A 24,915-nucleotide genomic window follows, 5' to 3' on the forward strand; every position below is an offset into this window, starting at 1 on the left:
GCGTTCATGAGCGTGGTGATCGTCACCGGGGGAAGTCGCGGCATTGGCGCGGAAATCTGCGCGCAGGCGGCCGCGAGCGGCTACGACGTGGTGGTCAACTACGCCGGAGACGCCGCGGCCGCCGCTTCGGTGGCCTCGCGGGTGGAGGCCAGCGGCCGACGTGCGCTGACCGTGCGGGCCGACGTCTCGTCGGAGTCGGAAGTGGCCGCTCTCTTCGAGGCGGCTGCCGAGTTGGGGCCGCTGTACGGGCTGGTGAACAACGCGGGCATCGTCGGGCGGGCGGCGCGGTTGGAGGACCAGGACGTTTCGACGGTCCGCCGGGTGCTGGACGTGAACGTGACCGGCGTGTTCCTGTGCTGCCGGGAGGCCGTGCGCCGCCTGTCCACGCGCCACGGCGGCTCCGGCGGGGCGATCGTGAACGTCACCTCGACCGCGGCGCGCCTCGGCTCGGCGGGCGAATGGGTGCACTACGCGGCGAGCAAGGCGGCGGTGGAGACGCTGACGTTCGGCCTGGCGCAGGAGGTGGCGGCGGAGGGCATCCGGGTGAACGCGGTGGCGCCCGGCCTGGTGAACACCGGCTTCCACGAGACGGCGGGCGTCCCGGACCGGGTGGACCGGCTGGGCCCCGGGGTCCCGATGGGCCGCGCGGGCGACCCCGCCGAAATCGCCGCGGGAGTGGTGTGGCTGCTCTCGGCTTCCGCTTCGTTCGCCACGGGCGCGGTCCTGCCGATCTCGGGCGGCCGCTGATCAGTCGGCGGGGAACTCGTACGCGAGTTCGTAGCGATCCCCGGCCAGGCGCATGTCGTTCACCTCGACCGCGGCGCCCTCGGTGTCCACCGCGACGCGGCGCACCACGAGGATCGGCGTGCCCGCCCCGAGTCGCAGCAAGGACGCTTCGTCCGGCGTCGGCATGCGAGCGCCGACGGTTTCGCTGAAGTGGGCCAGCGTGTGCCCGGCCTCCTCCAGCCGGGCATAGGTGCCGCCGGGCCCGGTGTCAGTCTGCTCGATGGCGGTGCCCGCGGTGATGGACCGCGGAAGTCGCGAGGTGGCGAGCTGGATCGGCTGCCCGTCCGCACTCATCACCCGCTCACGGACGAGCACCTCGTCGCCCTCGCCGATCCCGAGCACCTGTGCGACCTCCGTGGTGGCCGCCTCGACGCGGATGTCGACCTCGACCGCGGGCGTGAACCGGTTGCTGGCGGCGTCGGCGAGGAACGCGGCCTGGCCAGCCGACCGCGCCGCCCTGCTGAGCCTGCTGCGGCTCAACCGCTCGACCTTCTGCGGTGGGCGGATGAACACGCCCTTCCCGTGTTCGGCGCTGACGAGCCCTTCCGCGCGGAGCAGGCCGACCGCTTCACGGATGGTGATGCGGGAGACCTGGTAGGTGTCGACCAGCACCCGCTCGGACGGCAACTTGTCGCCAGGCCGGTATTCGCCCGCGTTGATCTTCTTCCGCAGCTCGTCGGCCACCTGGCGATAAGCGGGGAGGCCGCTCGCCCGGTCGATCACGGAGACACCTCCCACCTGGTCAGGACGTCACTACCAGTATCACTCTATCGGCGGCGCCAACTGGTCTTGACATCAGTACCAGCTCGCGGCGACTCTCTGGTAAAGACGTCATGACCAGTTGGAGGGGTGGCTATGGGCAGGGAACGTGGACTCAAGGCGTTTCTCGACGAGTTGGTGGTCGCGGGTGAGATCGGGTCGCCGACGATTCCGGCGAGGACCGTGCATTCGTTGCAGCCGCTCGAGTTGCAGCGCGACCACTCCGTTCTGGAGATCGGCGTCGGCACCGGGGTGACGACCGCGGTGCTGGCGGAGACCGTCGGGCACGGTGGGCTGGTGACCACTGTGGACAGTGACGTTGACCGCGTGGTGCTGGCGCGAAAACGGCTGGTGCGGCACTACGGGCACGTGTCCGTGCTCCATCGCGAGGCCGTCGCCGGGGCGTCGAAGTACGCGCCGTTCGACCGGGTCGTCGCGCACCACGACATCCCGCTTCGGCGCCTTCCGTACGCCTGGGTCGAGCAGGCCGAACCCGGTGCGCTCCTCCTCGTGCCGGTGCGGAACTTCCTGGTCCGGTTCACCGTGCACGACGACGGCACGGCCACCGGGCGTCCCGTGCTCGCGCACACCGGACTGTCCGAGGCGAACTGGCGACTTCGCTGGGACGAGCGCAAGACCACCCGGTCGGTGACCCGGACCGAGCCGGGGATGTTGCTGAAGCCGGGGCCGCGCTGGGCGCTCGCCGCGACCGTGCCGTCGTGCGAGTACGAAATGGCCGCCGAAGGCGCCTGGCTGCGCGATCCGTTCACCAGTTCGTGGGCGTCGGTCGCGCCCCAGGACGGTGCCTACCTGGTGCGACAGACCGGACCCCGCCGACTGTGGGACGAGACCGAGGCCGCTTACCGGTGGTGGCTGGACCGTGGCACCCCGAAGCCCCAGGACTGGGAATGGGTGGTGACACGTGGACGCCAGCACGTGCGCCTGCGGCCCGAACCACGGTGATAGCCGGGCACGGGGAGGTCACGTTTTGTGGTCGAGAAGGTCGGGTAAGTGGGCGGCAACGGGGAATTCACGGAGGGTGGGTGAAGGTCTTAGCCGGTCCCCGAACAGTGGAAGGACGGCCGCGACGCGATGCCGAGATTGAAGTCCGTGCACCACCTCGCCCTGACGGTCACCGACGTGGACCGGAGCGTGCCGTGGTACGTGCGGGTCCTCGAGCTCGAGGAGGCCGCCCGCCGGGAGGATCCCGAGACGGGGATGCGCAAGGTCGTGCTCAAGTCCGCCGACCACAGCTTCTCCGTGGTCCTCGTCCAGCACCCCGACACCGAGCGCCCCTGGTTCGACGAGCGGCGCACCGGGCTCGACCACGTCGCCTTCTGCGTGGACACCCGCGACGAGCTCAAGGACTGGGAGAAGCGCCTCGCCGAGCACGGGGTGACCTACAGCGCCGCGAAGGCGTCGCGCACGCTGCCCGGCTCCGAGGTCGTCGTCTTCCGCGATCCCGACGGCATCCAGCTCGAGGTCTGGGCTGAGATCGACTAAGCCCGCACCGGGTCCTCGTCCACCGGCTTCTTCATCTCCTGCCGGTACCGCCACACACCCCAGGCGGTGCCCAGCACGAAGAACGCGATGCTCAGCCACACCACCAGCGTCTTCAGCCACGGCAGCGCGTCCAGCAACCCGGCGCCGTAGTACCCCAGCAGCACCAGCGTCGGCACCCACAACACGCCACCGGCCGTGGTCGCCAGCGCGAACCGCTTCGGGTCCATGCGCGCGGCCCCGGCGATCAGCGGCGCCAGCGTGCGCACCCACGGGATCCACCGGGCCGCCACGATGGCGAAGAAACCCCGCCGGTCCAGGAAAGCGCGTGCCCGCTCCAGGTTGCGCCGGTTCAGCACCTTGCCGCCACGCCGCGCGATCAGCCGCGTCCCCGTGTGCTTGCCGATGTAGTACCCGACCTGGTTCCCGACCACCGCCACGATCAGCGCCGCCAAGGACAGCAGCCAGGCGCTCAGCTCGGCGTGGTGCTGCGCCAGCACCACGCCCGCGCCGAACAGCAGCGAGTCACCGGGCAGGAACAACCCGACGATCAGCGCGCACTCGACAAAAACAAAGCTCAGCACGATGATCCACACCAGCGTGGGCCCGGCTGTGTCCAGCCAGCTCACGCCGGTACCCGCGGCCATCAGCTCCGTCACACCAGCAGCCTACGTCCCGAACCCAAGACCAGCCTGAATTCCGGTCACATCCGGGGCAGGGCCTCCCCCTGGACCGCCTGGATGTCCAGCTCCACCTTGACCACCGTGCCGATGGCCGCCACGCCCGCGCGCACCATCGCGTTGTAGTTGATCGCGAAGTCGTCGCGGCGCAGCTGCGTCTCGGCGTGGAAGGCGGCCCGGACCCCACCCCACGGATCGGCCTCGCAGCCGCCGTAACGCAGGTCCAGCTCGACTTCGCGCTGCTGCCCGTGCAGCGTGAGCACCCCGTGCAGGGTCCAGTTCACCGGCCCGTGCTGACGCAGCCCGGTGCTGGCGAACCCGATCACCGGGTACCGCTCCACGTCGAGGAAGTCCGCCGAGCGCAGGTGGTCGTCCCGCATGGCGATGCCGGTGTCGATGGCGGCCGCCTTGATCTCGGCTTGCACCGACGACCGCTCGGCCGGCCTGGCCACGGTGATCCGCCCGGACAGCTCGGAGAACCGCGCCTTGATGCTGGCGATGCCGAGGTGGCGGGCGGTGGCCACGACCGACGAGTGCGCCGGGTCGATCACCCACGGCCCGGCCGGCGGCAGCTCGACCGTCTCCGCGTCCGACTCGAGCATGATCTCGCCGAGCGAGCCGGAACCGTCCGCGCCGACCCGCGCGGTGCGGGCGACCGGGGCGAACCCGGCCGCCGTCAGCACCGCGGTGTAGACGCCGGGGGCCAGCGGCGGGGTGGCCACCACGCCCAGCTCGTCGGCCTCCACCCTGGCCACCTGCTTGCCGGTCAGGTCGGTCACGGTCAGCACGGCGTGCGCCACGGCCCAGCCTTCGGCGCCGCTGACCTGCGCGCGCAGTCCCGCTGTGCTCATGCCCGTCCGTTCGTCAGCTCGTCGATCACCTGGTCGTAGCCGAGCCGGACGTCGTGGGTGGAATCACCGCCGCCCGCCAGCTCGACCCGGCTGGTGGCCGGAGGGTACCCGCTGGCCACCACCGTGTACGCCCCTTCGGGAAGATCACTGATCACGTAGTTGCCCGAGTCGTTGGTGCGCGACACCGCGGCGACGCGGCCCTCGTCGTCGAGCACGGTGATCCGCGCGTCCGGCACCGGCTGGTTCGCCTCGTTCAGCGCGGTACCGGAGAGCACCACCGCCCCGCTGAGCCTGACGTCGTGCCGCAGCACCCCGCAGTCCGGCACGGCCAGCGTGACCGCGAGCGGGCGCAGGTGCTCACCGCTGGCGACCAGCGTGTAGTTGCCGGCGCCGATGCCGTGGAAGGCGTAGCGGCCCTCTTCGTCGGTGGACGAAGCCCCGGCGACCTCACCGCGTTCGTCGGTCAGTGTCACGGTCACGCCGCGCAGCGGCTCACCGGACCGCTCGGCGGTGACCACGCCGCTGACCTCGCCCGAACCGGCGAGCGTGAGGTCCAGCTTCGCCGGGCCGTCACCGACGACCACGCTCGACGCCTGCGGCTCGTGCCCGGCGGCCGAAACGATCAGCACGTAGGTGCCCGAGCCGGGGGTGGCGATGGAGTACTCGCCGTCGCCACCGCCGGTGGCCCGCGAAACCTGGCGGCCGCTCTGGTCGATCAGGGTCAGCGCGGCCCGGACCACCGGGCTGCCGTCCTGCCGCCGGACGTAACCGGTGATCGGCTGCCCGGTGTCGAGCCTGCCGCTGACCACGGAGTTGGCCGGGTTGCTGATCGGCTGCGTCATGGCCTGCATTCTGGCGTGCCCGTTCTCCTCCGGCCGGGCGTGCGCGCCCACCAGCTCGGGCTCGCGCAGCGCCTGGTCGACCTCGTCCCAGGTGTCGGCCTTGGCCGAGACCGCGGTGGCCTGCTTCTCCGGCTCGTCGTCCACCAGCGCCTCGCCGCCTTCGAGCACCGAAGCCGCCGCCGACGGCGCGCCACCGGCCAGCGGGATCTCCCGCATGAACAGCAGCACCACGAAGGCCACCAGCGTCACGCCCGCCGCGCACCAGAACACCGTGGTGATCGACTCGGTGAACCCGGTCAGCACCGGGATCTTCAGCGCCTCCGGCAGATTCGCGATGCCCGAGGTGTCGGCCTGGAAGTTGCCCAACTGCGCACCCGCTTCCGGCGGCAGCGCGCCGCCGAAGGCCTTCGCGATGTTGTCGGCCAGGGTGTTGAACAGGATGGTCAGGAACACCGCGACACCCGCGGTACCACCGATCTGGCGGAAGAAGGTCGCGGTCGCGGTCGACACGCCCATGTCGCTGCGCGGCCCGGCGTTCTGCACCGCGATCACCAGGGTCTGCATGCAGCTACCGAGGCCGAGGCCGATGATGCCCGCGGCCACCAGCGGGTGCCACAGCGCGCTGTCGTACTCGACCTGCGCGAAGAACACCGAGCCCGCGGTGATGATCAGCGTGCCGAGCACCGGGAAGATCTTGTACCGGCCGGTGCGGCTGGTGATCTGCCCGGAGATCACCGACGCGGCCATGATGCCGACCATCAGCGGCAGCATCAGCAGCCCGGACTCGGTCGGCGAGTAGCCCTGCACCACCTGCATGTACTGCGGGATCATCATGATCGCGCCGAACATGCCGATGCCGACGATGAAGCTGCCCGCGATGGCCACGGTGAAGGTGCCGTTGCGGAACAACCGCAGCGGGATCAGCGCCTCGTCCTTCATCAGCCGTTCCACGAACAGGAACAGCACGATGCCGACGCCGCCGATGACGTAGCAGGCGATCGCCTCGGCCGAGCCCCAGCCCCACTTGTTGCCCTGCTCGGCGATGATCAGCAGCGGCACCACGGCCACCACCAGCGCCATCCCGCCCCACCAGTCGATGCGGTGGTCGTGGCGCTCGTGCGGCACGTTGAGCACCTTGGCCACCACGGCGAAGGCGATCAGGCCGATCGGCACGTTGATCAGGAACACCCAGCGCCAGCCGGTGAGGCCGGCGATCGAGTCGATGTCGGCGAAGAAGCCGCCGAGCACCGGGCCGAGCACCGTGGACACGCCGAACACGGCCAGGAAGAAGCCCTGGTAGCGGGCGCGTTCCCGGGGCGGCACGATGTCGCCGATGATGGTCATCGCCAGCGACATCAGGCCGCCGGCGCCCAGGCCCTGCACCGCGCGGAAGGCGGCGAGCTGGTACATCGAGTCGGCGAAGGTGGCCGCCACCGAGCCGATCACGAAGATCGAGATCGCGGCCAGGTAGAACGGCCGCCGCCCGTAGATGTCGGACAGCTTGCCGTAGATCGGCGTGACGATCGTCGAGGTGATCAGGTAGGCGGTGGTGATCCACGCCTGGAGGTCGAAGCCGTGCAGGTCGTTGGCGATCCGCACGATCGAGGTGCCGACGATGGTCTGGTCCAGCGCGGCCAGGAACATGCCGGACATCAGGCCGATCAGGATGGTGACGATCTGCCGGTGCGACAGGCGTTCCGGTTCCTTCGCGGCGTGCTGTGGTGGTTGCACCGGGTTCGCGGCGCGGGTCATCTGGTGCCCCCCTTGGGCTGTGCGTTCTCTTCGGCCTGCTGCTGCTGGACCTGCTGCTGCTGGCGCTCGATCCCGACGTTGAGCCGGTCGAGCAGGCGCATCAGCGTGTGCCGGTCCTCCTCCGGCCAGTCCGCGAGCAGCTCGGCGATCCACTGGTTGCGTGATTTGCGGTTCTCCTCGAAGACCCGCAGGCCCTCGGCGGTCGGGGCGAGCAGGCAGGCCCGGCCGTCCTCGGGATCGGCGGTGCGTTCCACCAGGCCGTGCTGCACCAGCGAACTGCTCTGCCTGCTGATCGTGGAGATCTCCGAGTGGAGCGATTCGGCGAGCTTGCTGGTGCGCTGCGGGCCCTCGTGGATGAGGGTGAACAGGATCGCGTAGGCGGCCCGTTCGATGCCGTCCGGTCCCTGCTTGGCGACCTGCGCCTTGGCGCGGTTGACCAGCCGCATGAACCGGACGAGCTGGAAGCCCAGCTGGTCGGCCACGTCGAGGTCGGCTTCGCTGGCCGCGGGCGGGTCGCCGTGAAGAGGTGCCATGAGCGGGTCTTTCGTGGGGAATGTCGGCTTTGACTTGTTTGAGCTCTGCAACTAGTTGCCTGTAGCAAGAATGTGCCCGTGGCAGGGGTGCGCGCAACCTGATTTCCCTGGTTGTGGCTGAGCACACCCTCGATCGGGTGGCGGAAGCCCAGAAACCTCAGAAAGCTCAGAGCCCGAGGCGGCGGAGGACTTCGTCCAGCTGGCCGGCCAGCGTGGCGGTCTCCTCGCCCATGGTGGCGCGCAGGTAGAGGCCGTCACCGAGGGTGCCGACCATCTCGGCGGTCAGCGGGTCGGCGATGTGCTCGGCCAGCAGGTCGCGCCACAGCTGCGAGCAGTCGCGGATCACCTCGACCACGCGGTCGTCTGAGCCGACCTGGCGCAGCGCGGCCATCGACGCCCGGTGCGCCGGCTTGTCCATCGAGGCGTCGGTCACCGACGAGCTGAGGTAGTAGCGGATCGGGCCCTCTGGCGCGGTCCTGGCGTATTCGACGTCGGCGAGGCTGAGTCGCCATACGCGGTCCAGCAGGCCCTCGAGCAGGGCTTCCTTCGAACCGAAGTGGTAGAGCAGGCCGCCCTTGGAGACCTTCGCCTTCGCGGCGACGGCGTCCAGGGTGACCGAGCCGGGTCCGTGCTCGATGAGGATGTCGACGTAGGCGTCGAGCACGATTTCGCGGGCGGAGGGCCGGGGCACGAGTTGACTATACCGTCTGGACGGTTTACTTTCGAATCGGGCGGTTACTGTACCGTCTGGACTGTTTAGTAACAGGGGAGAGATCGTGGTCAAGGCAGGGGGCCGCCAGTGGGCGGCGCTGGCTGTGCTGGTGCTGCCGGTATTGCTGATCAGCGTGGACATGACCGTGCTCGGGTTCGCGCTGCCCTATCTCAGCGAGGACCTGGCACCGACCGGCACCGAGCAGCTGTGGATCGTGGACATCTACTCGTTCATGCTGGCCGGGCTGCTGGTGCTGATGGGCACGCTCGGCGACCGGATCGGGCGGCGGAAACTGCTGCTCGCCGGCGCGGTCGCGTTCGGGGTGGCGTCGGTGCTCGCGGCCTTCGCGACCACCCCGTGGCTGCTCATCGCCGCCCGCGCGCTGCTCGGCATCGGCGGCGCGACGCTGATGCCGTCGACGTTGTCGCTGATCCGCGGCATCTTCACCGACCCGGCGCAGCGCCGGACGGCCATCGCGGTGTGGGGCGCCGGCTTCTCCGGCGGCATGGCGCTGGGCCCGGTGCTCGGCGGCTGGCTGCTGGAGCACTTCTGGTGGGGCTCGGTGTTCCTGATCAACGTGCCGGTGATGCTGGTGCTGCTGGTCGCCGGTCCGCTGCTGCTGCCGGAAGCCCGTGACCCGAAGCCGGGCCGCTTCGACCCGCTGTCCGCCGTGCTGTCACTGGCCACGATGCTGCCGATCGTCTACGGCATCAAGCTGTTCGCCGAGCACGGGTTCGGGGTGAAGGCCGTGGTCAGCGTGCTGGCCGGGGCCGGGATCGGCGTGGTGTTCGTCCGGCGCCAGCAGGTGCTGGCCGACCCGATGCTCGACCTCGCGTTGTTCCGCAACCGCTCGTTCAGCACCTCGGTGGTGACCAACCTGCTCGGCGTGTTCTCGCTGACCGGGCTGCTCTTCCTGGTGCCGCAGTACCTGCAGCTGGTGCTCGGGCTGCGGCCGATGGTCGCCGCGCTGTGGCTGCTGCCGACGACGGTGGCGGGCGTGGCCGGGGCGCTGCTCGCCGCGCGCCTGGCCCGGCGGATCCCGGTGGCCACCCTGATCGGCGTCGGGTTGCTGATCGCGGCCGGCGGGTTCGCGTTCCTGCTCGGCCTCGGCGCCGACTCCGGACTGGCCGCGCTGGTCGCCGGGTTCGTGCTGGTCAGCCTGGGCATCGCGCTGTCGGAAACGCTGACGAACGACCTGATCATCACGGCCGCGCCGCCGGAGCGCGCGGGTGCCGCGTCGGCGATTTCGGAGACCGGCTTCGAACTCGGCGGTGCGCTGGGCACCGCGGTGATCGGCAGCGTGGCGACCGCCGTGTACCGGGCGGGTGTGCCGGAGAGCGCGGGCGAAGCGGCCCGCGAGACGCTCGGCGGGGCCGCGGCGACGGTCAGCGGGGACCTCCTGCACACCGCTCGCGAGGCCTTCGTGAACGGGCTGCACGTGACGGCCGTGCTGGGCACGGTGCTGCTCGCCTACACGGGCGTGCAGGCCATGCTCCTGCTGCGCCGCCGTCGCGAACCCGCGGAGGTGGCTGGCTGAGCCACCCCCGCGGGGCGGGGGTCAGAGCACGACGGTCGGGGTGACCACGGTGCGCCGGGAGGTCTCGGTGCCGACGTAGACCACGATCTGCGTGGTGCCGCGCGGTACGTCGTCCAGCACGAACCGGCCGCCTTCGTCGGCGGTGGTGGAGGTGGTGCCGTGCTCGGCGACGCGCACCTCCACCCCGTGCTCGCCGGCCGGCACCAGCCAGCCGTCGATCCGGTGGTGCTTCCCGATCTTGGTCAGGTTGATCATCACGGTCAGGTCGCTGACGGTGAAGGTGATGGTGCCCTCGTCGCTGCCGCCGCGGACGCCTTCCAGCGCGTTCGCGTGCACCCAGCGGGCCACCTCGACGTCCAGGCTCTCCAGTGCGATGGCGAACTGCACCCGCTCGACCAGGTCGCCCGGCGGCGGGTCGAGCTGGTCCATCAGCCGGTCCAGATCAGCGAGCAGCGCCTCGTCCTCGGGATTCGCGCTCCCCCCGAATTCCTCGATTCCGTTCATTGGCTGCCCCCTTCGGCCTCGAACAATGTGCGCAACCGTGTCAGGCAGCGTCGCCTGGTCGGTCCGATGCTGCCACGCGGTATCCGCAGTGCTTCGGCTACCGAGTGGTATTCGGCGCGGCCCGCCAGGACGGTCAGCCGGAGGAGGTCCTGGCAGTTCTGCGGCAGGTTGAGGAACGCCCGCCACATCCGGTTGTCCCGGTCGGTGCGCACGGCCTCGGCCTCCGGTGCCGGTTGGGTGCTCTCCACCCGCTCGGCCATCTCCTCGGTCAGTGGGACGGGCGGCGTCTTGCGGCCGTACGGCCGCTGCGCCTCCCGCCGCGCGGTGGTGATCAGCCAGCCCGCCAGCGCCCGCGGTTCGTGCAGCTGGTCGAGGTGGCTGAACAGGGCCAGCCACACCGTCTGGACCACGTCCTCGGCGGTGTGCCGGTCCAGGCCGTTGGCCCTGGCCACGTGCCAGACCAACGGGGTGAGTTCGGCGACGAGCCGATCCATGGCCACCCGGTCACCGGCCCTCGCGGCCCGCATGCAGGCCGCGTACAGGTCGTTGCCCTGGAGGCCTTCCCACGGTGGATCCGCCTCCGCGGTTCGCACTTCGGTCACTGCATCGACCCCCCAACGGGTGTCCGCTGCTCCTCAAGTTGGCGCTCGCAGTATCGCGGGACCATCGGGACTAGAGAGCACTTGGGCTAGCACTGGATACATTTGTCACTTACTTGGCGTAGTAGGAGCTTAGACAGCGTAGTTCTCGGACACGGAAAAGAGCACACCTCGCGGTGTGCTCAGCCACTCCGGTCAGCCGGAGTGGGTGCCGGCCGGCGCGTGACGGCGGTCTGGTCGACCACCTCCGGCGCCGGCCGGCGAACCCCACCCATCCCAGGCGGCCCCGCCCCCGCGGCCGCCTGCCCCCTTCCCGGGTGGCCCTGTTCCCCCGTGCGCTGCTCGCCGTCCCCGATCCCGGCCGGGCCGATGACCCCCTTCGGGCCGTTTCCGGCCACACCGGCCCCGGTTGCCGGGACTCCCCGCTCCGTGCGAGCACTGCACCTCCTCCTCAGGGCTATCGGGTTTCCAGGGCCGGAGCCCTCCGGCGGCCCCCTCGGCTGTCGGAGGAGTCCCGGACCCTGGTCGGCGATCACCGGGCACCGGGCGTCCCCGGCGGTGAGGTGATCGTTGCCCCATATGACGCAGCAGCCGGGTGCGCAGATACATTCCGCCGCCAGATTTTCCGGCGACTTCTTCCATTGGGGGGAAGCGCATACCGTGGGGTGATGAGCAACGAGGCTTTGGTGACCAGGCTCCGCGACGCGCTCGGCAAGGACGCCGTGCTGACCGACACCGACGTCACGGCCGCGTATTCACGCGACATGATGCCGCTCGCCGAGGCGGGCACCCCGCTGGCGGTGGTGCTGCCCGCGGACACCGAGCAGGTGCAGGCGGTGGTCCGCGCGTGCGCCGAGGCGAAGGTGCCGATCGTGCCGCGGGGCGCGGGCAGCGGGCTGTCCGGCGCGGCCAACGCGATCGACGGGTGCGTGGTGCTGGTGCTGACCAAGCTCGACCAGGTCGTCGAGATCGACGCGGGCAACCGGCTCGCCGTGGTGCAGCCGGGCGTGGTCAACCTCGACTTCCGCAACGCGGTGGAGAAGCACGGGCTGTTCTATCCGCCGGACCCGTCGAGCTACGACTGGTGCACGATCGGCGGCAACCTGTCCACGAACGCCGGCGGGCTGTGCTGCGTGAAGTACGGCGTGACCACCGACGCGGTGCTGGGCCTGGAAGTGGTGCTGGCCGACGGGTCGCTGCTGAAGACCGGCCGCCGCACGGTGAAGGGCGTGGCCGGGTACGACCTGGCGCGGTTGTTCGTCGGCAGCGAGGGCACGCTCGGCGTGATCACCCAGGCCACCGTGGCGCTCAAGCCGCTGCCGCAGGCGCCGGGCACGCTGGTCGCCGGGTTCACCACCACCGAAGCCGCCGGGGAGGCGGTGGCCAGGGTGGTGCGCGAGGGACTGGTGCCGTCGCTGATGGAGATCATGGACGCCGCCTCGATCAAGGCGGCCGAGACCTATCTGCGCACCGACATCGGCGCCGGTTCGGACTGCCAGGCGCTGCTGCTGTGCCAGTCGGACGCCGGTGGTGAGGTGGCCAGGCGGGAGCTGTCGGCGCTGGAGCAGATCTGCCGCGACTGCGGTGCCGACATGACCTACGCCACCGACGACCTCGCCGAGGGCAACATGCTGTTGCAGGCCCGCCGGGTGGTGCTGACCGCGCTGGAGACCTACGGCGTGTGGCTGACCGACGACGTGTCCGTGCCGCGCACCCGGATCGCCGAGCTGATCGCCGGGTGCCAGCGGATCAGCGAGGAGGTCGGGCTGCGGATCGCCGTGGTCGGGCACGCCGGCGACGGCAACATGCACCCGACGATCGTCTACGCGCCGGACTCCGAGGAGGAGTTCGCCAGGGCACGCACGGCGTTCGACGCGATCCTGGACGTCGGCCTGTCACTGGGCGGCACGGTCACCGGTGAGCACGGCGTCGGCAAGATCAAGCGGGAGTGGCTGGAGCGGGAGATCGGCCCGGTCGGCATGCGGGTGCACCGGGAGATCAAGCGCGCACTGGACCCGGAGAACCTGTTCAACCCCGGTTCCATGTTCTCTGTGTAATGGCCGTGCCTCCGGCACGGCGGTGAGGTCGCTTTTGAGCCGGTCAACGGACCGGGGCACGCCGTGCCGCTGGGCGGCCCGGCGCACCCCGATCCGTTGACCGGCGCGACCTCACGGCTGTTGGGGCTCCGGGGCGATCTCCGGGGCCCCGGCGGTGCGCTTCTTCTCGCGCCGCGCCTTGAGGTACTCGAAGACGATCGGCAGCACCGAGACCAGCACGATCAGGATGAAGATCGCGTCCACGTTGTCGCGGATGAACGGGATGGTGCCCAGCAGCGAGCCCAGCACGATCAGGCCGGCGGCCCAGAGAATGCCGCCGATCACCGTGTAGGTGAAGTACTTCTTCGGGTCCATCCGGCCGATGCCGGCGATCCAGGTGATGAAGGTCCGCACGAACGGCACGAACCGCGCCAGCACGACCGCCTTCGGGCCGTGCTTCTCCAGGAACGCGTGCGTCTGGTCGACGTACTCCTGCTTGAAGAACTTCGAGTTCTTCTTGAACAGCGCGGGGCCGACCTTCCAGCCGATGCCGAAGCCGACCACGTTGCCGATCAGCGCGGCGGCGGTGGCGCAGGTGCAGACCAGCCACAGCGGCAGGTCGATGCTGCCGTTGGCGACGAAGAGCCCGGCGGTGAACAGCAGGGAGTCACCCGGCAGCACCGGGAACACGCTGCTCTCCGCGAAGATGATCAGGCACAGCACGCCGAGCACGGCCGGGCCGAGCCCCGACAGCAGGATCTCGGGGTTGAGCCAGTCGGGCATGATGCTCATCTGGTCGATGTTCTGCGCTGCGCTCACGCCGGAACACGGTACAGCGTCACCCGAGGTCACTAGAGCAGGGTGAGCAGGCCCGCCACCGCACCCGCCGCCAGGCCCAGCAGCACGGCGAGCAGCAGCACCCACCACGCGGCGATCGGCGCCGGTGCTTCCGCCTGTCGGGTCGCCGTGACGGACGGCTCCGGCGAAGGCGCGGGCGGCTCCAGCGCCGCGCGCTCGCGTTCCAGCGAACCGGCGTCAGCACCGGACAGCAGCCCGTATCCGGCTGGCGCCGGGAACGACGGCGCGGCCAGGTGCTGGGTCGGCGGCTCCGCCACCGGTTCCGCCTGCCGGGCGGGCTGCGGTGCCCGCACGGCCTGCGCCCGCAGAGCCTCGGCCAGCAGGCGCTCGGGGTCTTCCGGCTCGCTCACGCCGTCCAGCGTATCGGGGTCATCCGGCGTCCGGGATCCACTGGCCCCGGCGCAGCACCCGGGCCGGGCGCAGCTCGTCGTCGAGCACCACCAGGTCCGCGGACAGCCCCGGTCGCAGCGAGCCGGTCTCCTTCTCGATGCCGAGCAGTTCCGCCGGCCGCGTCGAGGTGGCGCGCACCGCCTCGGCCACCGACAGGCCCGCGCCCTTGACCAGGTTGCGGAAGGCGGTGTCCATGGTGAGCGTGCTCCCGGCCAGCGAGCCGTTCTCGGCCAGCGTGGCCACCCCGCCGGTGACGTCGACCTCCAGCCTGCCCAGCCGGTAGCTGCCGTCGGCCGCGTCGGTGGCCGACATGGCGTCGGTGACCAGCACCGTCCGATCCGGACCGGCGTGCCGCGCGGCCAGCCGCAGCATGGTCGGGTGGACGTGCACCAGGTCGCAGATCAGCTCGACGGTGACCCGCTCGTCGTCCAGCAGGGTGCCGATCGGGCCGGGCTCGCGGTGGTGCAGCGGGCGCATGCCGTTGAACAGGTGCGTGGCCACCGTGGCGCCGGCGTCGATGGCCGGGCGGATCTGCTCCTCGACGCCGTCGGTGTGCCCGATCGCGGCGATCACCCCGGCCTCGGTGAGCTGGCGGATCGCCTTGACCCCGCCGTGCAGCTCGGGCGCCAGCGTGATCATCCGGATGGCGTCCTTGCCCTCGCGGAGCAGCCTGCTCACCGTGGCGGTGTCCGGTTCGAGCAGTGCGCCCGGATCGTGTGCCCCGCAGCGGGCCTTCGAGATGAACGGGCCTTCCAGGTGCACCCCGGCCAGCTCGCCGTCGGTGACCAGCTCGGCGAGCGCGCCCACCTGGCGGCCCAGCTCCGGCACCGCCTCGGAGACCAGGCTCGCCAGCAGGGTGGTGGTGCCGTGCCTGCGGTGCGCGTGGACCGCGCGGAGCAGCTGTTCCGGCTGCCCACTGGAAAATGATCCACCACCGCCGCCGTGGCAGTGCGTGTCGACGAAGCCCGGTACGACCAGCGCGCCACCGACGTCGAGGTGTCTGCCCGCCGGCGGTGTGCCGCTGCCGACCGCGCTGATCGAGCCGCCCGACACGGCCAGCCAGGTGGCGTCGTTGGTCTCCTCTTCCGGTGTGGCCAGCCGGCCCCCGGTGATCACGAAATCGATTTCGGCACCCGTCACGCGTTCCAGCATATTGGTCTAAACCAGCTGATGGGTCACAACCCGCCAACCATGTGCGCAGATACGCCGTTCGAGGGGTGGTTCCCGGGGTTCACCAGGGCTAGTTGGGTGATTGCATCGCCCGCTGCAGGGCCTCCAGCGCCCGGCTCGCGGTCGACTTCACGGTGCCCTTGGAGATGCCGGCGGCCTCGGAGATCTCCGCCTCGGACAGGCCACCATAGTAACGGAGCACCAGCACCTCGCGCTGGCGCGGCGGCAGCTTGGACAGCGCGTTCACCACCGCCTGGTGCTCGGTGGACAGCATCGCCAGGCTCTCCGCGGACCGCGCGTTGACCGCGTGCGGCGGCACGTACTCGCGGGCGGTCTTGCGGCGGCGCAGCACGCTGCGTGAGCCATTGACCACAGCGGTTCGCAAATAACCAACAGCAGCCGCGGCGTCGCGGAGCCGTCCCCAGTTCCGGTGCAGGCCGGTGAACGCCTCCTGCACCACGTCCTCCGCGGTGGCCGGTTCGTCGACCAGCAGGATGGCCAGGCGGACCAGGCGCATCCGGTGCGTGCGGTAGAGGTCCTCCAGGGTCAGTGGTGCGGCGGGGGGCGGCGGTGCCGCCGGCCCGTCGACCGCGCGCAGGTGGCCGAGCGTGCGCTCCACGCTCTGCTCAGCGCTCGCCTCGTGCATGGTCCGCCCGTCCCCTGCTGGTCTCCGCCCGTACCCGGGTGTGTTCGCCGGGTCGGTTACCGTTTGCCGCGCCTGCCTGCTCACACCGGCAACACGCACGCAAAGCGTATCGGGTTGGCCAGGCGGCGCCACTGCCCGAACCCCGAGACCCCGCGATCCGGAGGCGTCATGGCCTGGTTCCTCGTCGAAATCCGCTATGTGCAGGAGAAGTACGCCGAGGTGCGTCCCGCGCACCGCGCCTTCCTGGCCGAGCTGGCCGACCAGGGCGTGGTGGCGATCGGCGGCCCGCTGACCGACGGCACCGGCGGGATCACCCTCTACCAAGCCGAGGACGAAGAAGCCCTGCGGAAGATCATCGACCAGGACCCGTACTTCCTCGAAGGCGCGGTGGCCGAGCGGACCGTGCGCGGGTTCGAGCCGAAGATCGGCGCCTGGCTGCCCAAGGACTAGACGCCGGTGGCGGCGCGGCCTCCGTGACCGGTCACGGAGGCCTCCTTGGCGCCGCGCCTGGCGATGTCCTCCAGCGCCGCCTTGTCCGCCGACGGCACCCGCGACCGCGAGCCCAGCTCGATGATCGGCGGCAGGAAGGCCCTGAGCAGCTTCAGCCCGCCGACCCAGCGCGGCACGTGGATCGTGCGGCCCCGGCGCAGGATGCCCGCTTCGAGGCAGTCCAGCGCGGTGGACAGCGGGTAGGTCTTGCCGATCAGCCCCGGCATGCCCGCGCGCAGCTTGCCGAACACCGGGTGCGCGTCGGCGCTTTCCACCAGGTCCGTGCGGATCCAGGTGGGGTGCGCGACGCCGACCTTGACGCCGAGGTGGGCGACTTCGGCGCGCAGGCTGTTCGAGAACGCCTCCACCCCGGCCTTCGCGGCCGCGTAGTTGGCCATGCCGGGCGCGTGCGTGATCGCGGCGAGCGAGGAGATCGCCAGCAGGTAGCCCTTGCGCTCGATGACGTGCGGCAGCGTCACGCGGAACGTGCGCCAGACGCCGAGCAGGTCCACCTCGATCACCTTCTCGAAGGCGGCCGGGTCGACCGAGCGCACGAAGCCGGTGGTCGCGATGCCCGCGTTCGCGATGACGATGTCGATGCCGCCGAAGTGCGCGACGACCTCGGCGGTGACGCGTTCGAGCGCGTCCCAGCTGGTCACGTCGGCTTCCCAGGACCGGGCCGCGGAGCCGATGCGCTCGGCCACCTTCGCCTGCTCCTCGGCTTCGAGGCCGACCAGTGCCACCTTGGCGCCCCGCGCCGCCAGCCGCTCCGCGAGCCCGGCGCCGATTCCGCGCGCCGCACCCGTGATGAGCACGACCTTTCCGCTGACCTTGCGAGCCATGGTGCCTCCTCGTCGAGTTCCTCGACCGGCACGGTACCTCACCTTACCGCCAGTAGGCTACTGGTCGGTAGCAACGCGCTGGAATGAACCGATCACCGCCCGGGTTGGCACGGGCATGGCATTCGAACTCGGCAAGATCGGGGTCTGGCGCCCCGCCTGGACCTCGACCCCGGAACTCGCCGCGAAGGCGGAGGAACTCGGCTACGGCACGTGGTGGATCGGCGGCTCGCCTCCCGCGGAACTGGAGATCGTCGAGCAGCTGCTGGCCGCGACCAGCTCGCTGACCGTGGCCACCAGCATCGTGAACATGTGGTCCGCCGACGCCACCGAGGTGGCGCGCTCCTACCACCGCATCGAGGAGCGCTACCCCGGCCGGTTCCTGCTCGGCGTCGGCATCGGGCACCCGGAAGCCACGCAGGAGTACCAGAAGCCGTACGACAAGATCGTCGAATACCTGGACCAGCTCGACGCCGGTGGGGTGCCGGTGCGGGCCCGTGCGCTGGCGGCGCTCGGGCCCAAGGTGCTCAAGCTGTCCGCCGAGCGCACCCTCGGCGCGCTGCCCTACCTGACCACCCCGGAGCACACCCGGCAGGCGCGTGAGCTGCTCGGCAAGGACGCGCTGCTGGTCGCCGAGCACAAGGTGGTGCTGGACACCGACGAGGCGCGGGCCCGCGCCACCGGCCGCGAGATGGTCAAGATGTACCTGCGGCTGCGCAACTACACGACCAACCTCAAGCGCCTCGGCTTCACCGACGAGGACGTCGCCGGGGACGGCAGCGACCGGCTGATCGACGCGCTCGCGCTGCACGGTGACGCCGAACACATCGCGGCGGGCCTGAAGGCGCACCTCGACGCCGGTGCCGATCACGTGGCCATCCAGCCGCTCGGCGACGACCCGGTGCCCGCCCTCGAAGCGCTGGCTCAGCTCGCCAGGTAGGCGTAGTTCTCCTGCCACTCGGCGAACCGGTCGCGGAAGTACGGCAGCCGGTCGGCGAGTGGCAGGAAAACCCGCACGGTTTCGGCGTAGTAGCTCGCCTGCTTGGCCGGTCGCGGATGGGTGTGCAGCCGCTGCACGTTGCTGTAGCGGTCGGCGAGCTTGATCGTCAGCACCTCCTCCGGCGCGGTGACGAACCGGCTGAGGTAGCTCTCGCGGGAACCCGCCTTGGTCACCCAGTCGACCAGCTCGGCCACCTGCGGGCCGAACTCGTCGCGGACCTCGCCCAGGCTGCACGGTGTGTCCTCGACCACGTCGTGCAGCAGGGCGGCGGCCAGCACGTCCGGTTCGCGGGCCCCGGCGTCGATGGCGATCTCCAGCGCTTCCAGCAGGTGCCACGCGTACGGCTCACCGGCGGGCCGGGTTTGGTCGCCGTGGTGCGCCACGGCGAATTCGTACGCGCGGGCCAGCCGTTCGACGGTTTCCGCGGGCAGCGCACCGTCCAGCGCGGCCGCCGCGGACGGCCAGTCGCGCCAGGACCCGAAAACGCGCATCGCGCACCCCCTTTTCGCCTGATCAGGCTAGCCGGTCGGTGGTCTGCAGGTGGCTCGTAAGATGCGCTTGAACGGCGAACCCTGCTTCGAGGAGGACCAACGATGCCCATCGCCACCCCCGAGGTCTACGCGGAAATGCTGGACCGGGCCAAGGCGAACGAGTTCGCTTATCCCGCCATCAACGTGACCTCTTCGGAAACCCTGAACGCGGCCATCCGCGGCTTCGCCGAGGCGGAGAGCGACGGGATCATCCAGTTCTCCACCGGTGGGTCGGAGTTCGCCTCGGGGCAGAAGGTCAAGGACATGGTGGTCGGGGCGACCGCGCTGGCCGAGTTCGCGCACGTGGTCGCCGAGAAGTACCCGATCAACGTCGCGCTGCACACCGACCACTGCCCGAAGGACAAGCTGGACGGCTTCGTCCGGCCGCTGATCGACATCTCCGCCGAGCGGGTCAAGCAGGGGCAGAACCCGCTGTTCCAGTCCCACATGTGGGACGGCTCGGCGATCGACCTGGACGAGAACCTGGAGATCGCGGCGGAGCTGCTGGCCAAGACCGCCGCCGCGAAGATCATTCTCGAGGTGGAGATCGGCGTGGTCGGCGGTGAGGAGGACGGTGTCGCCAACGACATCAACGACAAGCTGTACACCGCCGACGGCGACTTCGTGAAGACGATCGACGCGCTGGGTGCCGGTGAGAAGGGCCGCTACCTGCTGGCCGCGACCTTCGGCAACGTGCACGGCGTGTACAAGCCGGGCAACGTGAAGCTGCGCCCGGAGGTGCTCAAGAACGGCCAGGCGGTGGCCGCCGAGAAGCTGGGCCTCCCGGCCGGTTCGAAGCCGTTCGAGCTGGTGTTCCACGGCGGTTCCGGCTCGCTGCTGGAGGAGATCCACGAGGCGGTGTCGTACGGCGTGGTGAAGATGAACGTCGACACCGACACGCAGTACGCCTTCTCGCGCCCGATTGCGGACCACTTCTTCAAGAACTACGACGGCGTGCTGAAGATCGACGGCGAGGTCGGCAACAAGAAGGTCTACGACCCGCGCAGCTACCTCAAGGTCGCCGAGGGCGCCATGGCCGCCCGCGTGGTCGAAGCCGCCGAATCCCTGAAGTCGGCTGGCCAGAAGCTCAAGTAGGGCTGGGGCCGGGGCTTCCCGGTGGCGGAGGCCACCCCGGTTTTTCAGTGTGACTACGGCGAAGACCCCGATGTCAAGGCGGGAAAGATGCCTTGACATCGGGGTCTTCGCCGTGTTTTTGGCTGTGGACCGGGGTGGGGAGGGGAGGCTGGCTGGGCCCCCTCGCTTGCGCCCGGGTTTCGTTGGGCTGGGCCGGGTTTGCCGGCCAGGTCCGGTCAGACGACCTGGGCGGGCAGGTGCGGCTTGGGCGGGTCGAAGCGCCGCGCGACCGGGCCGGCCAGTGCCCACAGCAGGGCCACGCCCACCAGGACGAACGGCACCGTGACGTAGTCCACCGGCGGCGCCGATTCGGTGATCGCGTCCTCGCCGACCAGCAGCGGCCGTACCTGCGACTGCAGCCACAGCGCGCCGTACCCGAAGGCCGTGACCAGCAGGCCGCCGACGCCCGCGGTGAGCACCCGGTGCCCCCGCCCGATCCGGTACGCCAGGTCCACCGCGAGCCCCACGAACACCAGGTAGAACGGCACCGTCGAGGTCGGGAAGCCCGCGCCCAGCAGCATCGGCCAGATCAGCGCCCGGTAGGCCACGTACGCCACGGCCACCGTCGTCGCGGTCCACGGCTTGCGCAGGGTGTGCCGCGCCATCGCCAGGATCAGCGCCATCACGCCGATGCCCCACACCGGGTACACCCAGTCCTCGATCGGCATCGCGAAGTGCACCACGGCCTCGCGGTCCACCGGGCGGCCGATCTGCTCGGCGGCGAACTCCAGCAGCGTCGGCTCGGCGTACGGTTCGCCGCGTTCCCACGAGCGCAGTTCGAGAATGCCGTACTCCTGCTGCCCGTTCGGGAAGAAGGTGTTCTCCAGGAAGAAGAACCACAGCCCGGTCAGCACCAGCGAGCGCGTGCGCCCTGGCGGCGCTGTCTTCAGCCAGCCGTCGATCGCCCCGGCCAGCATGATGCCGGTGCCGATGTAGAGCAGCAGGTGCGACGGGCTCCACGCGGTCAGGTCCAGCCCGTTGACCCGGTGGTTGAGCACGTCGAGCGGCCCGGCGATGAGGAACACGACGGTGCCCGCCTGCATCAACCGCAGCGAGCGCCGGTCGCAGCCGAGGCCGGTGTAGCTGTGGATGGCCACCAGCACCACCACGATGCCGGTGCCGACGGTGTTGATCAGGTGCGGCGGGGCGAGGTCGTCACGCAGCCACATGAAGTGCCACGACATGTCCCACGACGAGCCGATCAGCTTGAAGGCGAACGCGATCAGCCACATCGAGTACGCGAAGTTCAGCGCCCACGGCGCGGTCGGCTGCCCTGGCGCGCCGCGTTTCCAGTACAGGCGGAAGAACAGCTTCGTCTTCGCGATCGGGTTCTTGGGGATGACGTCGGGCTCGGCTTCCCCAGACGCACTCACTGCCTTCGTCACAAGGTCATCATCCCTGGTCAAGGTCACCGTCGATAGGGCGGGCGGGCAATCGGCGCGGAAACCAGGGTTCACCCGTAAGGGTTCCGGGTTTGCCTTCGGCCGGGTGGCGACGGCATGGTGTCGGGCGATGATGCCAAAACGTGTGGTCGCCGCCGTGCTGGTCGCCGCGCTCATCCTGGGCGCCGGTGGGATCGTGACGAGCCTGTTCCTGTAGCGAGCAGAATGTCGGCATGACGCAGAACCTGCTGGGACCCGACCCGACCGAACTTCCCGAGCGCACGGCCGCACAGGCCGCGCTCGACGCCGGAACCGATCCCGCCGAGGTCGCCGCCGAGCACCCGGACTTCAGCGAGGCGTGGGCCGCGCTCGCGGAGAAGGCGCTGGACGGCGGCGAGACGGTGGCCGCGTACGCCTACGCGCGCACCGGTTACCACCGCGGTCTCGACCAGCTCCGCCGCGCGGGCTGGAAGGGCTTCGGCCCGGTGCCGTGGGCGCACCGGCCGAACCAGGGCTTCCTGCGCGCGCTCGCCGTGCTGGCCAAGGCGGCGCAGCGCATCGGCGAGACCGAGGAGTACGAGCGGTGCCGCAAGTTCATCACCGACTCCGACCCGGCCGCCGCCGAAGCCACCGGCCTCGCCTGACGCCCCTGTCACGAATGTGGCTTTCGGGACGCGAAACGTCTCGAAAGCCACATTCGTGACATCGGCCAGTGCTAGAACCAGCCGCAGTTCGCGGGCGCCGGCTTCCCGCCGAACCGGCCTTCCAGCCACAGGAACGCCTCCGGGAACGCCCGGATCGCGCCGCCCACGTGCGTGGGCACCACCGAACTGCTGAACTGCACCTTCGCGCCCTGCCCGCACCATTCACGCGCCATGTCGCGGCCCTGCGCGTACGGCACGATGTCGTCGAGCGTGCTGTGCACCACCAGCATCGGCACCGCGGGCTTCCGCTCGCCGATCTTCTGCTCCGCCAGCCGCGACGCGTACGGCTCCTCGTCCAGGTAGTCCGCCAGCGGCCTGCCGTCCTTGGTCAGCGCGGTCGACCTGGTGAACGCGTGCGCCGCGATCGCCTCGACGGTGCACTGCGTCGCGACCTGGTCGAGCATCTTGTTGCCCTTGTCGTTCAGCACCCCGCGGATGTTCAGCTCCGGGTAGGCCTCGTCCATGCTCAGCAGCGCGTACCCGAGGAAGCCCGCCGCGTAGGCGCCGTCGAGGTTCCGCGCCACGCGGGCGAGGTCCGCCGGGACCGCACCCGCGTACGCGCCCTTGAGCTTCAACTCCGGCGCGTACGACGGCTGCAGTTCGGCCGCCGCCGCGGAGGCGCCGCCGCCCTGCGAGTACCCGGCGATGGCGACCGGTCCGGCGTCGGGCAGGTTCGCCGCGTCGAGCCGCTGTGCCGCGCGGATCGAGTCGAGCACGGTGTGCGCCTGCGATTCGCGGTTGGCGTAGGTGTGCATGCCCGGTGTGCCGAGGCCCTCGTAGTCGGTGACCACCACCGCGTACCCGCGCAGCAGCAGGCCCGAGATGAACGGCCCCTCGTACTCCATGCCCGCGGCCATCGCCCGCGACGGCGCGCAGTTGTCGCCGACGCCCTGGGTACCCGCCGCGTAGCCGATGATCGGCCGGTCGCCGCCGCCGGTCCACGCCTGGTGCGGGGTGAGCACGGTGCCGGTCACCGCGATCGGCTCGCCGTGCGTGTCACGGCTGCGGTACATGATCCGCCGCACCTCGGCCGGTGCCCGGATCAGCTTCACCGGGTCGATGAAGAAGTCGGCGGGTTCGTGCTTGATGATGTCGCCGTTGTCGCCCGCCGGCAGCGGGGACGGCGGATCGTAGAAGGATTCCGCGGTCGCTGGTGCGGCGGCGAACGACACCAGGCCGGTGAGCGTGATGGCGGACAGGGCCGTGGCGAACGCCCGGCTGAGTGATCGGCGCAAGGTGGCTCCCCGGTGAGCTGCGCGGCTTTTTCGACGACAGTGTCGGAAATATGTTCAGGTGAGGTGGCGCACATGTCAAGGCGGGTGGGCAGGCCGCGCAAGCTGCCGGTGGACGAGCAGCGCGCGCTGATCCTGGGTGCCGCCCGGCGGGTGTTCGCCGAGAGCGGGCCGCAGGCCGCCACCGTCGAGCAGATCGCCGGTGCCGCCGGGGTCACGCGGCAGGCCGTCTACGAGACCTACGGCGGCAAGAAGGAACTCTTCGCCGAGGCGGTCAAGGCCACCGAGGAGCTGATCCACGCCAAGGTCGGCAAGCCCGCGCTGGACGCCTCGGAGCCGAAGCTGCGGGTGTGGGCGCGCGCGAACTACGCGGCGATGTTCGCCTTCGTCGCCGAGCACCCGGACGCGCTGCCGCTGCTGCAGCAGGCCGAGCGCGCGGGCGATCCGGCGTTGAACCGCGTGCGGGCCCGGCTCGCCACGATCTACGCCGAGGCGAGCCGGGCCCGGTGGGCCGCGCAGGGGGTGGAGTCAGGCCGCACCGACAAGGCGCTGGTGGCCATGTACTTCGCGATGACCGAAGCACTGGTCGGCATGAGCTGGGACGAACCGGCGCCCGACCCGGAGGCGCTGATCGACCTGCTCACCGAGTTCACCGTGGGCGGCGTCCTGCGGTTGCAGGGGCACGCCCCGGAGATCATCGCGAGGCTGCGTTAACACCTGCCGAGCATGTCCGACAGCGCGGTCTTTTCGGCGTCGTTCACGGTCAGTTCCCACTTGTGCTTCACGCCGATCCACATCCGCGCGTAGGTGCACCAGTAGCCGGTCGACGGCGGCTTCCACGCCTCCGGCGACTTGTCGCCCTTCTCCTGGTTGACGTTGTCGGTCACCGCGATCAGCTGCGGGGCGTCGAGGTCGTTGGCGTACTGCTCGCGCTTGTCGTCGGTCCAGCTCGCCGCGCCGGTGCGCCAGGCGGCGGCCAGCGGCACCACGTGGTCGATGTCCACATCGGACGCTTCGGTCCAGGTGGCGTCGTCGTACGGGCTGAACCAGCTGCCGGAGGTGGCCGCGCAGTCGGTGCCGGTCTCCACGTCGGTGCCGTCGCGCTTGAGCACCACCTCGCGCGTGTTGCAGTTGTCGCCCTGGTCGCTCCAGTGCGGGAACTTGTCGCGGTCGTAGCCGTCCGGCGAGCCGTCCGGTGCCACGGTCAGCTCGCTGAGCTGGGTCTGCGCGGTGCCGGCGTCCGGGATGTTCGGCGGCTCGGCGGAGGCGATCCCCGGCAGGCCCGCGACGAGCAGGGCGGAGACTCCGAGCGTGGTCAGTGCGGTGCGGGCGGTGCGGCGATGCAGGGTCACCATGTCACCTCTCGATCAGCTGTTGGGAACTTTCTGACCTTGACTCACATGGGTGAAGCTAGCAACGCGCTGACGTGAACAGTAGGTGCTTTCGTCGG

27 protein-coding genes are annotated in these 24,915 nt (G+C 70.4%); 10 read left to right on the forward strand and 17 right to left on the reverse strand.

Annotation, left to right across the window (positions count from 1 at the left end; all coding sequences use genetic code 11):
• Positions 1–6: 6 nt before the first annotated feature.
• Complete coding sequence (locus tag A4R43_RS31920; protein WP_113695481.1) at positions 7–747, forward strand: SDR family oxidoreductase; 741 nt, start codon at positions 7–9, stop codon at positions 745–747.
• Here A4R43_RS31920 and A4R43_RS31925 read toward each other — a convergent pair whose 3' ends face one another.
• Entirely contained in the window at positions 748–1,509 is a 762-nt protein-coding gene (locus A4R43_RS31925; RefSeq protein ID WP_113695482.1) for a GntR family transcriptional regulator, read from the reverse strand.
• A gap of 132 nt (positions 1,510–1,641) precedes the next feature.
• Here A4R43_RS31925 and A4R43_RS31930 point away from each other — a divergent pair, with 132 nt between their 5' ends.
• Together A4R43_RS31930 and A4R43_RS31935 are read left to right on the forward strand one after the other, a co-directional pair.
• Positions 1,642–2,508 (forward strand): methyltransferase domain-containing protein, encoded by an 867-nt coding sequence (locus A4R43_RS31930; protein WP_113695483.1) that lies wholly within the window; start codon positions 1,642–1,644, stop codon positions 2,506–2,508.
• Positions 2,509–2,637: 129 nt separating this feature from the next.
• Positions 2,638–3,048, forward strand: a complete 411-nt coding sequence (locus A4R43_RS31935; RefSeq protein WP_113695484.1) for a VOC family protein — start codon at positions 2,638–2,640, stop codon at positions 3,046–3,048.
• Here the strand turns inward: A4R43_RS31935 and A4R43_RS31940 are convergent.
• The 5 genes from A4R43_RS31940 to A4R43_RS31960 all read right to left on the reverse strand — a co-directional run bounded on the left by A4R43_RS31940 (position 3,045) and on the right by A4R43_RS31960 (position 8,394).
• Positions 3,045–3,692, reverse strand: coding sequence for a DedA family protein (locus tag A4R43_RS31940; RefSeq protein WP_113698015.1), 648 nt, complete (start codon positions 3,690–3,692; stop codon positions 3,045–3,047). The genes A4R43_RS31935 and A4R43_RS31940 overlap by 4 nt on opposite strands.
• A 56-nt stretch (positions 3,693–3,748) precedes the next feature.
• The gene (locus A4R43_RS31945) at positions 3,749–4,576 is read right to left on the reverse strand and encodes a YceI family protein (protein ID WP_113695485.1); all 828 of its coding nucleotides are present in this window, start codon (positions 4,574–4,576) and stop codon (positions 3,749–3,751) included.
• Positions 4,573–7,170, reverse strand: coding sequence for an MFS transporter (locus A4R43_RS31950; RefSeq protein WP_113695486.1), 2,598 nt, complete (start codon positions 7,168–7,170; stop codon positions 4,573–4,575). Before A4R43_RS31950 ends, A4R43_RS31945 begins: the two co-directional genes overlap by 4 nt.
• The gene (locus tag A4R43_RS31955) at positions 7,167–7,703 is read right to left on the reverse strand and encodes a MarR family winged helix-turn-helix transcriptional regulator (protein ID WP_113695487.1); all 537 of its coding nucleotides are present in this window, start codon (positions 7,701–7,703) and stop codon (positions 7,167–7,169) included. The genes A4R43_RS31950 and A4R43_RS31955 overlap by 4 nt, the downstream gene beginning before the upstream one ends.
• A gap of 166 nt (positions 7,704–7,869) precedes the next feature.
• Positions 7,870–8,394 (reverse strand): TetR/AcrR family transcriptional regulator, encoded by a 525-nt coding sequence (locus A4R43_RS31960; protein WP_113695488.1) that lies wholly within the window; start codon positions 8,392–8,394, stop codon positions 7,870–7,872.
• A gap of 61 nt (positions 8,395–8,455) precedes the next feature.
• On the opposite strand from A4R43_RS31960, the gene A4R43_RS31965 reads away from it, so the two are divergent.
• A complete protein-coding gene (locus A4R43_RS31965) occupies positions 8,456–9,952 on the forward strand; it encodes an MFS transporter (RefSeq protein WP_418190860.1) in 1,497 nt (498 codons plus the stop codon).
• Positions 9,953–9,973: 21 nt separating this feature from the next.
• Here A4R43_RS31965 and A4R43_RS31970 read toward each other — a convergent pair whose 3' ends face one another.
• Together A4R43_RS31970 and A4R43_RS31975 are read right to left on the reverse strand one after the other, a co-directional pair.
• A complete protein-coding gene (locus tag A4R43_RS31970; protein ID WP_113695490.1) occupies positions 9,974–10,456 on the reverse strand; it encodes a peptidase associated/transthyretin-like domain-containing protein in 483 nt (160 codons plus the stop codon).
• Positions 10,453–11,058 carry an RNA polymerase sigma factor gene (locus tag A4R43_RS31975; protein ID WP_113695491.1) on the reverse strand — a complete coding sequence of 202 codons (606 nt, stop codon included), beginning with the start codon at positions 11,056–11,058 and terminating at the stop codon, positions 10,453–10,455. Before A4R43_RS31975 ends, A4R43_RS31970 begins: the two co-directional genes overlap by 4 nt.
• Positions 11,059–11,723: 665 nt before the next feature.
• On the opposite strand from A4R43_RS31975, the gene A4R43_RS31985 reads away from it, so the two are divergent.
• Positions 11,724–13,112: an FAD-binding oxidoreductase gene (locus A4R43_RS31985; RefSeq protein ID WP_113695493.1), complete on the forward strand. Its 1,389-nt coding sequence runs from the start codon at positions 11,724–11,726 to the stop codon at positions 13,110–13,112.
• Between the two features lie 111 nt (positions 13,113–13,223).
• Here A4R43_RS31985 and A4R43_RS31990 read toward each other — a convergent pair whose 3' ends face one another.
• The 4 genes from A4R43_RS31990 to A4R43_RS32005 all read right to left on the reverse strand — a co-directional run bounded on the left by A4R43_RS31990 (position 13,224) and on the right by A4R43_RS32005 (position 16,155).
• Complete coding sequence (locus tag A4R43_RS31990) at positions 13,224–13,883, reverse strand: DedA family protein (RefSeq protein ID WP_113698016.1); 660 nt, start codon at positions 13,881–13,883, stop codon at positions 13,224–13,226.
• A gap of 59 nt (positions 13,884–13,942) precedes the next feature.
• Positions 13,943–14,299 (reverse strand): hypothetical protein, encoded by a 357-nt coding sequence (locus A4R43_RS31995; RefSeq protein WP_113695494.1) that lies wholly within the window; start codon positions 14,297–14,299, stop codon positions 13,943–13,945.
• A 19-nt stretch (positions 14,300–14,318) separates the two neighbouring features.
• A complete protein-coding gene (gene nagA / locus A4R43_RS32000) occupies positions 14,319–15,455 on the reverse strand; it encodes an N-acetylglucosamine-6-phosphate deacetylase (protein ID WP_113698017.1) in 1,137 nt (378 codons plus the stop codon).
• A 124-nt stretch (positions 15,456–15,579) separates the two neighbouring features.
• Positions 15,580–16,155, reverse strand: coding sequence for a SigE family RNA polymerase sigma factor (locus tag A4R43_RS32005; protein WP_113695495.1), 576 nt, complete (start codon positions 16,153–16,155; stop codon positions 15,580–15,582).
• Between the two features lie 168 nt (positions 16,156–16,323).
• Between A4R43_RS32005 and A4R43_RS32010 the strand changes: the two genes are divergently transcribed.
• The gene (locus tag A4R43_RS32010) at positions 16,324–16,605 is read left to right on the forward strand and encodes a YciI family protein (RefSeq protein WP_113695496.1); all 282 of its coding nucleotides are present in this window, start codon (positions 16,324–16,326) and stop codon (positions 16,603–16,605) included.
• Here the strand turns inward: A4R43_RS32010 and A4R43_RS32015 are convergent.
• A complete protein-coding gene (locus A4R43_RS32015; RefSeq protein ID WP_113695497.1) occupies positions 16,602–17,486 on the reverse strand; it encodes an SDR family oxidoreductase in 885 nt (294 codons plus the stop codon). The two genes, A4R43_RS32010 and A4R43_RS32015, sit on opposite strands and share 4 nt — an antisense overlap.
• A gap of 115 nt (positions 17,487–17,601) precedes the next feature.
• Between A4R43_RS32015 and A4R43_RS32020 the strand changes: the two genes are divergently transcribed.
• Positions 17,602–18,423 carry an LLM class F420-dependent oxidoreductase gene (locus A4R43_RS32020; protein WP_113695498.1) on the forward strand — a complete coding sequence of 274 codons (822 nt, stop codon included), beginning with the start codon at positions 17,602–17,604 and terminating at the stop codon, positions 18,421–18,423.
• Here the strand turns inward: A4R43_RS32020 and A4R43_RS32025 are convergent.
• The gene (locus A4R43_RS32025; RefSeq protein ID WP_113695499.1) at positions 18,408–18,974 is read right to left on the reverse strand and encodes an HD domain-containing protein; all 567 of its coding nucleotides are present in this window, start codon (positions 18,972–18,974) and stop codon (positions 18,408–18,410) included. The two genes, A4R43_RS32020 and A4R43_RS32025, sit on opposite strands and share 16 nt — an antisense overlap.
• 102 nt (positions 18,975–19,076) lie before the next feature.
• Between A4R43_RS32025 and fbaA the strand changes: the two genes are divergently transcribed.
• Entirely contained in the window at positions 19,077–20,108 is a 1,032-nt protein-coding gene (fbaA, locus tag A4R43_RS32030; protein WP_113695500.1) for a class II fructose-bisphosphate aldolase, read from the forward strand.
• A 215-nt stretch (positions 20,109–20,323) separates the two neighbouring features.
• On the opposite strand, the gene A4R43_RS32035 is transcribed toward fbaA, so the two are convergent.
• On the reverse strand, positions 20,324–21,532 hold the full coding sequence (locus A4R43_RS32035; RefSeq protein ID WP_113695501.1) for a hypothetical protein: 1,209 nt from the start codon (positions 21,530–21,532) through the stop codon (positions 20,324–20,326).
• A gap of 230 nt (positions 21,533–21,762) precedes the next feature.
• Between A4R43_RS32035 and A4R43_RS32040 the strand changes: the two genes are divergently transcribed.
• Entirely contained in the window at positions 21,763–22,173 is a 411-nt protein-coding gene (locus A4R43_RS32040) for a DUF3151 domain-containing protein (protein WP_113695502.1), read from the forward strand.
• A 71-nt stretch (positions 22,174–22,244) separates the two neighbouring features.
• Here A4R43_RS32040 and A4R43_RS32045 read toward each other — a convergent pair whose 3' ends face one another.
• Positions 22,245–23,423 (reverse strand): lipase family protein, encoded by a 1,179-nt coding sequence (locus A4R43_RS32045; protein ID WP_418190861.1) that lies wholly within the window; start codon positions 23,421–23,423, stop codon positions 22,245–22,247.
• 117 nt (positions 23,424–23,540) lie between these two features.
• Here A4R43_RS32045 and A4R43_RS32050 point away from each other — a divergent pair, with 117 nt between their 5' ends.
• Positions 23,541–24,179: a TetR/AcrR family transcriptional regulator gene (locus tag A4R43_RS32050; RefSeq protein WP_162788658.1), complete on the forward strand. Its 639-nt coding sequence runs from the start codon at positions 23,541–23,543 to the stop codon at positions 24,177–24,179.
• Here the strand turns inward: A4R43_RS32050 and A4R43_RS32055 are convergent.
• Complete coding sequence (locus A4R43_RS32055) at positions 24,176–24,820, reverse strand: HNH endonuclease family protein (protein ID WP_113695504.1); 645 nt, start codon at positions 24,818–24,820, stop codon at positions 24,176–24,178. The genes A4R43_RS32050 and A4R43_RS32055 overlap by 4 nt on opposite strands.
• Positions 24,821–24,915: the final 95 nt, after the last annotated feature.

It is taken from the genome of Amycolatopsis albispora (genome assembly GCF_003312875.1).
In the GTDB taxonomy this organism is placed as follows: Bacteria; Actinomycetota; Actinomycetes; order Mycobacteriales; family Pseudonocardiaceae; genus Amycolatopsis; species Amycolatopsis albispora.